Below are 9523 nucleotides of genomic sequence, written 5' to 3'. Positions count from 1 at the left end.
TTTCCATAATACAATAACCAACACTTCGATCACAGTGAACCTCCCCCACTTACTTGCTAGCACAAGTTGAGGTCGGGGCCATCCCACTCCTATAGTAGCGGGTTTGCCACGTCTATTCCATAAAACCCTTTAGGGGATACATCAAAACTGCCCAAGTTGGTGATGAAAGAAAATAAAGTATTTGGCTGAATGAGTTGATCGCACGCGTCCTTTCGAATTACATTAGTATTAGACTGACCCTAATAAAAGAAATAGCGGCAGCCATGGACGAGAAAATAAAGTCCTAGATTGCCGCTATTTATTGAACTATCGTACCCGTTAGCTTAATGATCTCAGCTGTAATCTATGGTACCGTTCTCCGCGCTGTCTGTAACGGCAAGTTTAAAGGCCATCCTTTACGGGTCCTTTACGGGTGGCCCTTTTTTTTATCTCGCGATCTCGATAGTCTCAAATCTACTAATGACCGTCTGAAAAAAAGCCGCTCGACGCAGCTTAGGTGTTATTTTCATCAAGAACTGTACCTTCTAAAGAAAAATTTCTAATAAGAATGTTAGCTGCGGAATTAGTAGGATCTACAGGAGTAAGCAAAATGGCTTGCAGATGATACTTATGTTTCCCGTGGGGAACATTTGTCTCTGCAGCTGTAAAAGAAGTTGTATAAAACGCACCACCGTCATCATTAGTATCTATCACACTCATAACGACGAATACATTATCCCGTACAATTTGGTACTGTATTTGGGGCTCTCTCTCCGTTCTGCTATTATTAAAAGATACAACTGTTGCTGTAAGATAGATTCGGTCATCCCTATGAATGTGTTTCAAAGTAATGGTTCCTAGAGTAACAACTTGATTAATAATTGTTAATGCTGTAGTACCGGATGGTATAGGAATTGGTAGTTGGTTTGAAAATGATCCTGTGATTGGGATCGGTGCAGGTGTCTGTGTTGTCGGCGTAAAATCAAACCATTTGGTTAGCCTCTCACGATCGCTCATATATCATCATCCTCTTTCAAAATAGTTTAATATATAAAATTCAGAAAGATACTAAATTGAACTAGATAAAATAATCAACTATTGAAAAACAAACAGAAGTCCAATCTCGACATCAAAGTTTATGCACTAAATGGCAGAAGAAACGTTTATTCTACCATTTGTTCTGATGTTGATTAACATCATTTATAACTATAACTAAATCTGATCAACCCTTTGGCTCAGAATTGTCTTTTATACGAACGAATGTTTGAAATAATATCATGGTAGTTGAATAAATGTAACCAAATCGCTTTAATTTATCAAGAAGCTCTGGAAACTTATCCGGAGCTTCTTTTATTGCATAAAGCTAGTACTTATGTTGTGTTTGTCAAGAAGAACAGATCATCTAGGGTAAGAGATTTCGACGTATTTTACAAAACCACTCCACATTACGGCTCATTAACGCAAAAAGACTGCCGATTCTCCAAGAACAATTCGGCAGTTAAACTTTCATATTTTTCATTATCTATTTCCTCATATTACAGTTACTTTAGACTGTTGGGATTTAATACTAATAGTTCAGCAGGAACAAACATACCGTCTTTGCGGATTAAAGTATCATCAAATCACATTTCTCCTCCACCGTATTCCAATCGTTGGATATTTATAAGATCCCAGTACAACTCTGACCAATTTTCATTCCCAGCCGATTTTACTGGGACACATCCAGGAGTAAAGTGGAAACTACCCCATATTTTTTCATCGAACAAAGTATCATTTATTGGTTTTTCAATCCTCGTTAATTCAATCTAGACTGATGTGAATCTTGTTCATTGCAAGCCAACCAAGAGTTTGAAACCTAGGATTCTCTCCAAAGCGGTTGATGTGCTCACGAATATCTCTCACGCCCTCCGAACAGAGGGCGAGTAAAATACGTCAGCATGCATATGCTGAATTTTGTCCCAGTTACCGGGATTGGTCGTGTCTGGAGTGCGGTGCTCCATAATGGCCTGATATAGGGCGGTTTTTTGTTCTAAATGGGCCACATGCCGTTTGACTTCTTCGAGCTGAACGAGCGCCGCTTCTTTATGCTCCATCATGAGTGCAAAGCGTTGAGGGATGGTAGAATCCCCTTCGAGACAGAGATCGATATACCTTTTAATAAATTCAATCGGCATCCCGGATTGCTTAAGGCATTTGACGCCATGCAGCCAGTTGATCGATTCATCGTCGAACATCCGAATGTTGTTATGATTGCGCTGTACGCTTGGCACCAGGCCTTTATCCGTGTAAAAGCGCACGGCGTGCTCGGTGAGTCCCGTTATTTGCGCGGCTTCTTTGACCGTATGCATGTGAAACCCTCCTTGGAAATAAATTTTTGAAAACGGCTTGACTTCGTGTAGCACGAAGGTTCTAAGCTTATTGTAATGCAATTCAGCCGTAAGTGGAATCATCGCTGCAGTCCCCGATTCCTAGATACGAGCCGTTTGCTGTTATACATTTGAACACTTGGAGGAGTTAAAATGCAAACCGTAACATTAAACAACGGAGTGAAAATGCCGATCATCGGCTTCGGTGTCTACCAGGTTCCCGATGCTGAAGAATGTGAGAACGCCGTATATGAAGCGTTGATGGCCGGTTACCGCCTGATCGACACCGCCGCCGGTTATCTGAACGAGGAAGCGGTCGGACGCGCAATCAAGCGCAGCGGCGTACCGCGGGAGGAGTTGTTCATCACGACCAAGCTCTGGGTTCAGGATGCCGGCTACGAGAATGCCAAGCTGGCGTTTGCCAAATCCCTGAAGAAGTTACAGCTCGACTATCTCGATTTATACCTAATACACCAGCCGTTCGGCGATTACTACGGCGCTTGGCGTGCGATGGAAGACTTGTACCGCGAAGGCAAGATTAAGGCGATCGGTGTCAGCAACTTCCTGCCCGACCGTCTGATGGACCTCATCGTGCATAACGAAATCGTACCCGCCGTCAACCAGGTTGAAACGCACCCGTTCTATCAGCAGATCGAGAGTGCCGCTTTTATGAAAGAGCAGGGAGTACAGCACCAGTCGTGGGCACCGTTCGCTGAAGGACTCAACAACATGTTCGACAACGAAGTGCTGGCCTCGATCGCAGTAAAACACAACAAGTCCGTCGCCCAGGTCGTACTGCGCTGGCTTGTTCAGCGTGAAGTCGTTGTTATTCCAAAATCGGTGAGAAAAGAGCGGATCGTCGAAAACTTCGACATTTTCGATTTTGAGTTGAGCGCGGACGATATCGAACAAATTTCCGCCCTCAATACGCGGGAAAGTCTTTTCTTATCCTACCACGATCCGAAATTCGCCAAGATGCTGGGCACCTTAAGAGTCGATTTGTAAACATTGATCGAACCGTAAACTCATCACGCGGTTACCCTCATCAAGTAAAGAAAGGACAGGGGTGCCCTGTCCTTTCTTTACTTGAATTGCAAATTCTAAGATTAGCAAAACTGCTGCTACCGGTGTAACGAAATCTATACTCCCACCAATGCAGGTAACACACAGAACCACCAAGACCTCCTGAACTATCCTGCCCTTTACTTCCACGAGGCTGCCGATTCATGCCGGCAGCCTCGTCCTGGTTTCTTATTGAACAAATGTTTCCCGTTAGCCATCCATGCATCCTCCTGCGTTGCACCACAGAGCATCAAAGCTAATCCGTTCTTTCATGGTAGTTCAACGGAGTAGACAAATCATACTTGAAAAAATGTTCGGTCAGAATCATTTGGATAAAAGATTTCTTTCGGATACGGGATTGCTAATAGTGGCATTGAATCAACCCCAAAAAAACGTAGTTGAGCTGATTCCCCGTCCACTGCTTCTAATTCCCCTCCTCCGATGGTACATTCAAACATAAAGATAATGTACTCTACTTGATTCCCGTCCATATAAGTAAATCTAAAGTCTTGCCCTCCGAAGACACCTAATAATTTTTGGGGAATGATCTTTAATCCAGTTTCTTCAAAAACCTCTCGAACGACTGCTTTTGCAGGAGTTTCTCCAATCTCAATTGCACCAGCTGGCAAACTCCAAATATCACTCTCTAAAGATGGACGCTGAAACAAGATCTCACCCTGTTGGTTACGAATTACTCCAGCAACACTTGGGCTAAATATTAGTTGAGTCCCAATTTTATCACGCAGTTGCGTGTAGTATTCAGACATTGGCAAGCCTCATCACCCCGAAATAATCTATGTAAAATTTCAAGAAAACCGATATTTGAACAGTTAGCCAGTGATGCCGGTTGCCTGTTCGTCATGATGCTATCGTTTTCCGTTAGCGGTATGGCTCTTCCTTTGAGTTAGCTTAATGATTTGACAGCAAGTCAGAGTCGCAATACAGTTATTGATTCGTTGTTAAAAACTTCACCGTTGTCACGGAAGCCGAAACTTTCATAAAGCCTTTTGGCAGCGACGTTATCGGATTTATACGGGATCCAGCAGTAATGTGCTCGCCCTGCAGGGAAGGTGCGGATAAATTCCAAGATTTTTTCCATGGATTTCCGACCATAACCCCGGTTCTGATATTGCTTGTCAATCATTAGTCGCATGATGCAATAGTTGTATTCTGCGATTGACGGCTCTTCGTATCCAGTGATTCCGTAAGCCATCATAACAAACCCGACGGGCTGCTCATCCGCGTAAATGACAAATGGGAATGGATGTCCCCCATTGGTTAAAAGGACATAACAAGAAGCAACGCTGGACAGATTAGACGCAACAAAGTGCCGTTGGTCCTCTGAAACTTCCAAGTTAAACATGGCACGCCTGTTTTCCAGAGTGATTTTCCTGAGCGTAATCATGCAGGACTTCCCCCTTTATACCTTTATTGTAATTCAAACATTTCTGCCAACAACTCGCATACGGAAATTAAGACAAATATCTACTTCTACAGAATAAATAATGCTGAAGCAATGCAAGCTCCTCAACTATCGTTTCTCCGTTAGCTCAACGACCTTTACGTTTAGACAAATACATCAGTAGCAACATTCTAGCTTCCTCATTTCGCTTGTATTCCTGATAAAATTCTTTATAGTCGCTGATTCTATCCTCAATAAACTTATACTGTCGAAACATCTCAAAGAAGACCATCTTTCCAGTTAAAACATAACTTCGAGTGCCCGCTATATTCATACAATAGGTATTAAAATCACCAACTAAAGAGTCCTCGTCATCTGCTAACTTATTGAAATCGAAATGAAAATCATCCTGTATTTTATCAATATCCCTGTACGGGAAGGGATTGTCTAATACAATGATACTGAGTTTTTGAATTATTTCATCCACGTTACATCACCCATGTAAACCTTATTTTGTCAAAGTAATTCGGTATCTGACTCAATTATCCTGCCATTTAGCCTAATGAAAAATGGAGCAGCTGCCGCAGGCAATCTACTCCAAGGAGGGGTGAACTACCGCTCTCCGTTAGTCATACATGCGGCGCATGCGCCGCACCACAGATGATGAAAATGTTTAGGATTCGTCCATACTGCTACTATGGCTGGGAGAGGAAGGTCGATAAGCTATGGTGCCTTAGAGCCCATCCGTTAGTCTGACTCCAACGACCACGGTGCATCACAGATTGTCGCTCCCTGTTTGGGAAGCACTCATGGGAGATTAATCCTACTCTGGTTGTTGCACCAGTCTCTTACCTAATTTAGCCGTAGAGAGGGCGTAGTTAAGGTGGAAGTTGTCATTGAACGAGCGTGCGGTATGGATATCCATAAGGACAACATTACAGCATGCATTCTAACGTCGAAAGGAAAGGATATCCAAACGTTTTCAACTAAAACGGTGCATCTATTACAACTCATCGATTGGATCAAACAACACGAATGTTCTCACGTTGCGATGGAAAGCACCGGGGTATTTTGGAAACCAATCGTCAACCTGCTTGAAGCTGAAGGAATTGAATTTTTAGTCGTGAACGCCCAGCATATGAAGGCATTGCCTGGACGTAAAACAGATGTCAAGGATTCGGAATGGATTGCCAAGCTTCTCCGTCACGGACTTCTTAAAGCAAGTTTCATTCCCAACCGAAATCAGCGGGAACTTCGAGAGCTTGTTCGGTATCGTCGCAGCATCATCGAAGAGAGATCCAGACAACACAATCGCATTAAAAAGGTATTAGAGGGAGCGAATATTAAGCTTGGCTCCGTTGTCTCTGACATTATGGGTGTTTCATCTCGTGATATGCTGCGCGCCATTGCAGATGGCGAAGATGATCCCAAAAAACTAGCGAGCTTCGCCAGACGTACCTTGAAGCGAAAAAAGGACGAGCTTGAACTAGCTCTTCAAGGCTACGTAAACCCTCACTAACGTCTCATGATCAAAACCATTTTAATTCACATTGATTTTTTAACCGAACAAGTCGAGGTGCTTGATCAGGAAGTTGCTACGCGGGTAGAATCTTTTCATGAAGATGTTGAACGTTTAGATTCAATCCCTGGTATAGCCACTCGAATGGCCGAACAAATCTTGGCGGAAATCGGAACGGATATTAAGAAACAATTTCCCAGTGCAGCACATTTATGCTCTTGGGCTGGATTGGTACCTGGACATAATGAAAGTGCAGGAAAAAAGAAATCTACCAAAACCACAAACGGAAACAAGTATCTGAAATCCGCCTTAGTAGAAGCAGCCCATTCCGTTGCAGCATCAAAGAACTTTCTCGGCGCCATGTATAGACGTACCGCAGCACGAAAAGGTAAAAAACGAACAGCTATAAATGTGGCTCATGCTATGCTAAAAATTGCGTTTTATCTCCTGACTCGTAAAGAAACTTATATCGATCTGGGCGAAGATTACCATGACAAACAGAAACAACAGTCTATTGCAAAATATGCTGTTCGTAGACTTGAGAGCTTAGGTTACTCCGTGACAATTGCAGCTAATTCCTAATTCCGAACCATTTCAACATCCATTATTCAGACGCTTTTCATAAAAATGAATGAGCTGCGTCTTCTTCAGTGCGGCCGATTTCTGCGACTGCGGATTTAATTTTCATGGGAGCTCAACGGTCGATGGTTCAGCTAACGTGAATTGTTTTTTTGTAATACGTTGCCGACTTCTCATATCCAATGGCTTCATAAAAATTACTTGCCCTTCTGGTCGCAAGAGCAATCAATTTAGTGTTGCGTTTCTTCCCTGCATTTTCAATCAACTGCATTAATGCTTTTCCGATTTTAATACCTCTATATTCTTCTTCTACGTACAGTTCTTCAACCCAAGTTACCAACCCATTTGCATAAAATGTATTGTGATGAAATGCAAGAACGTATCCAATTAACTTTGATTCAATATCTGCAACGTAAATATCAACATTTCCATCTTCTAATAGCGAAGAATAAATCTTTTTGAAATCATTTTCATTTACAACAAAGCTTGTTGCTAGTTTATTGGCTATAACAAACATCTGTTGTTCATCTTGTAACGTAGCCTTTCGATACTCAACCATTCTCATCTCACCTTTCTCATCTCAACTCAACTAAAATAAGTTCAACAATAATCATTATTCTATAAGGAGCCCCAAATTTCCTTTTCACGTATCCTGCCCGTTACTTTAACGAATCCAGGGAGAAAACTTTGTGGCGAGTTGCTCTCTGGTCATTGCGCTAACGTTCCCAGCTTAATAAAGCCATCAAAAATCTGCGTGCATTTCAGTGCTTAATTTCTCAAGAATTCGTGTTTCCATTATCTCAATTGCCTCGTCCCATTGGATTTTTTTCCTTACAGCTCGTTCCATTTCACTTCTAACAATATTTCCAGCCATATCCTCATATGGGCTTTGCGGATTTGCCCAACCTGCTTTTAGTCCTTGAAACACCCATTCTATGGTAGTTCCTGAGAAATTCGGATTATCCTGTCCATAATCCGCCTCGTATTTTCTGTCTGATAAGGAAGAGAATCGACCAATTTTAGAAAGATAAAGTTGGAATTCTTCCGACACTAAATAAGATATAACCTCAAACGCCTCTTCCCTATGTTCTGAGCTAGGATGTAAGGTCAAAAACCATCCATAATCACTTAATGACGGAACTATAAGATTATTATTAATCTGAGGGAAACTTACGGCTCCTAACTTAAATGAAAGCTTTTTGCTGAACATCTCAGGGGAGTCTATGGACATTGCAACAGTTCCATTTCGACGGAATGCCCTTCCGTATACGAATATACGTTCATCGGTATCTTGAACATTCCCCGGTATCCCATAGGCAGCTTTTATAATGCGGAAATATTCCATACAGTCACTTTCCCGAAGTTTTGGTCGGTGCGTTTCAGGATCAAGAAACCTAATTCCTAGCTGCATTTTTAATAAAGAATAATCCCCTATGTCCAATCCGTAATTAGGTATACCATCGATTGTCCCGGTTACTTTTGCTGCTAAAGTTATTACATCGTCCCACGACATTTCATGTTCGGGGACTGGAACATTAAACTTTGCAAAAATATTGTCATTATAAAAGAGTGAGTGCGTATAATTTGTTCCTGCACCAAAGGGTAGACCATATATTCGCTCTTCATTGGAAACCGACTTAAGTAAAGTTGGTATAAAGGATTGAAGTTTGACGTCAGAATTATTCAGGAAAGGTGTTAGTTCATAATCCTTTTTCTTAAAAACCGGTTCATCACTAATATCCATTCGAATATCAAGACCTGTACTATTTTCCCAAGCTTCCCAGGCTTCCAAAGAAGTATGTCCTCCCGAGTCCTGTACATGAGAAAACATGACTTCTGGAAACTTCGACCTCAGCTTCGAAGCGATCATTGATTCAAACTCATGGTCAAACCATTTGGAACTAAAAGTAATTGTTTTCTTCAAATCAATACCTCCTATAAATTGGAAATGACATCGCCTCCATATTTTAGAACATATGTTCCTGATTGTATATAGGGTGTTATTACCTTATACCATTAAACTCTACTGCCCATTAGCTTAACGCCCGGCAGTACATATGTATCAAATATCCTATTTGAAGAAGTAATCATCTTCATTCATTTATTAATCAACGTGGCCAAATTTGAAGTCTGGACCCATTAGCAAGTACTGCAGCCTCTACATAACGTTTTTCATCGAGTCGAATCTCAATGCTGCCTCTTGTAAATTCAACAATAATAAATTTATCGGATTTTTGTTCAACACCTATGACAAAATCACCAATTAAGGAGCACAATGAATCTCGAAATCTCGGCTTATCAATACAGAAAGGTATTCCGTTTACAATTACAGTAGGCATTATTAANAGGTATTCCGTTTACAATTACAGTAGGCATTATTAATGCCGTCAGTATTGGGCCATTAAAATGCAACTGTAAATAATCTTGCACAAACTCAACAGAGAATAATTCCGTATTGACTAGACAATTTATCATGTTTCGTCCCTATATCCTTCCACTAATATAAGGTATATTTTCAGGCTGTCGAATTAAGCGCTTTCAATATCTCTCAAATTTTAATCCATACACCCTATTTCTCAATAGTGTTCTCGCAAAGCTCAATCTAGGTGTTAAAAG

9 protein-coding genes and 2 pseudogenes are annotated in these 9523 nt (G+C 41.4%); 2 read left to right on the top strand and 9 right to left on the bottom strand.

Features of this window, described 5'->3' with window-relative positions:
• Positions 1–492: 492 nt before the first annotated feature.
• The 3 genes and pseudogenes from ACFQ0C_RS04080 to ACFQ0C_RS04070 all read right to left on the bottom strand — a co-directional run bounded on the left by ACFQ0C_RS04080 (position 493) and on the right by ACFQ0C_RS04070 (position 2327).
• Complete coding sequence (locus ACFQ0C_RS04080; RefSeq protein ID WP_379364232.1) at positions 493–996, bottom strand: hypothetical protein; 504 nt, start codon at positions 994–996, stop codon at positions 493–495.
• 524 nt (positions 997–1520) lie between these two features.
• Positions 1521–1760 (bottom strand): annotated as a pseudogene (locus ACFQ0C_RS04075) (aminopeptidase); the annotation flags it as partial.
• A 117-nt stretch (positions 1761–1877) separates the two neighbouring features.
• A complete protein-coding gene (locus ACFQ0C_RS04070; RefSeq protein WP_379364230.1) occupies positions 1878–2327 on the bottom strand; it encodes a MerR family transcriptional regulator in 450 nt (149 codons plus the stop codon).
• 171 nt (positions 2328–2498) lie between these two features.
• On the opposite strand from ACFQ0C_RS04070, the gene ACFQ0C_RS04065 reads away from it, so the two are divergent.
• Positions 2499–3350 (top strand): aldo/keto reductase, encoded by an 852-nt coding sequence (locus ACFQ0C_RS04065; RefSeq protein WP_379364228.1) that lies wholly within the window; start codon positions 2499–2501, stop codon positions 3348–3350.
• Positions 3351–3703: 353 nt separating this feature from the next.
• On the opposite strand, the gene ACFQ0C_RS04060 is transcribed toward ACFQ0C_RS04065, so the two are convergent.
• From ACFQ0C_RS04060 to ACFQ0C_RS04050, 3 genes are all read right to left on the bottom strand, one after another.
• The gene (locus ACFQ0C_RS04060) at positions 3704–4180 is read right to left on the bottom strand and encodes an NUDIX domain-containing protein (protein WP_379364226.1); all 477 of its coding nucleotides are present in this window, start codon (positions 4178–4180) and stop codon (positions 3704–3706) included.
• A gap of 155 nt (positions 4181–4335) precedes the next feature.
• Positions 4336–4812 carry a GNAT family N-acetyltransferase gene (locus ACFQ0C_RS04055; protein ID WP_379364224.1) on the bottom strand — a complete coding sequence of 159 codons (477 nt, stop codon included), beginning with the start codon at positions 4810–4812 and terminating at the stop codon, positions 4336–4338.
• Positions 4813–4957: 145 nt separating this feature from the next.
• Positions 4958–5296, bottom strand: a complete 339-nt coding sequence (locus ACFQ0C_RS04050) for a YxiJ family protein (protein WP_379364222.1) — start codon at positions 5294–5296, stop codon at positions 4958–4960.
• Positions 5297–5692: 396 nt separating this feature from the next.
• On the opposite strand from ACFQ0C_RS04050, the pseudogene ACFQ0C_RS04045 reads away from it, so the two are divergent.
• Positions 5693–6910, top strand: a pseudogene (locus ACFQ0C_RS04045) (IS110 family RNA-guided transposase).
• Between the two features lie 127 nt (positions 6911–7037).
• Here ACFQ0C_RS04045 and ACFQ0C_RS04040 read toward each other — a convergent pair.
• The 3 genes from ACFQ0C_RS04040 to ACFQ0C_RS04030 all read right to left on the bottom strand — a co-directional run bounded on the left by ACFQ0C_RS04040 (position 7038) and on the right by ACFQ0C_RS04030 (position 9246).
• On the bottom strand, positions 7038–7472 hold the full coding sequence (locus tag ACFQ0C_RS04040; protein WP_379364220.1) for a GNAT family N-acetyltransferase: 435 nt from the start codon (positions 7470–7472) through the stop codon (positions 7038–7040).
• A gap of 177 nt (positions 7473–7649) precedes the next feature.
• Positions 7650–8831, bottom strand: a complete 1182-nt coding sequence (locus tag ACFQ0C_RS04035) for an ABC transporter substrate-binding protein (RefSeq protein ID WP_379364218.1) — start codon at positions 8829–8831, stop codon at positions 7650–7652.
• A 184-nt stretch (positions 8832–9015) separates the two neighbouring features.
• On the bottom strand, positions 9016–9246 hold the full coding sequence (locus ACFQ0C_RS04030; RefSeq protein WP_379364216.1) for a hypothetical protein: 231 nt from the start codon (positions 9244–9246) through the stop codon (positions 9016–9018).
• Between the last annotated feature and the right edge of the window lie 277 nt (positions 9247–9523).

This window comes from Paenibacillus sp. GCM10027630 (assembly GCF_042676305.1).
Classification (GTDB): Bacteria; Bacillota; Bacilli; order Paenibacillales; family NBRC-103111; genus Paenibacillus_S.
Note: the sequence above shows the minus strand (reverse complement) of the source record. Positions and strands in the feature narration are given on the sequence as shown.

Bases quoted from the DNA above. Each gene is read 5' to 3' on its own strand.
- ACFQ0C_RS04080 (WP_379364232.1), bottom strand. From the start codon at position 996: ATGAGCGATCGTGAGAGGCTAACCAAATGGTTTGATTTTACGCCGACA.
- ACFQ0C_RS04070 (WP_379364230.1), bottom strand. From the start codon at position 2,327: ATGCATACGGTCAAAGAAGCCGCGCAAATAACGGGACTCACCGAGCAC.
- ACFQ0C_RS04065 (WP_379364228.1), top strand. From the start codon at position 2,499: ATGCAAACCGTAACATTAAACAACGGAGTGAAAATGCCGATCATCGGC.
- ACFQ0C_RS04055 (WP_379364224.1), bottom strand. From the start codon at position 4,812: ATGATTACGCTCAGGAAAATCACTCTGGAAAACAGGCGTGCCATGTTT.
- ACFQ0C_RS04040 (WP_379364220.1), bottom strand. From the start codon at position 7,472: ATGAGAATGGTTGAGTATCGAAAGGCTACGTTACAAGATGAACAACAG.
- ACFQ0C_RS04030 (WP_379364216.1), bottom strand. From the start codon at position 9,246: ATGCCTACTGTAATTGTAAACGGAATACCTTTCTGTATTGATAAGCCG.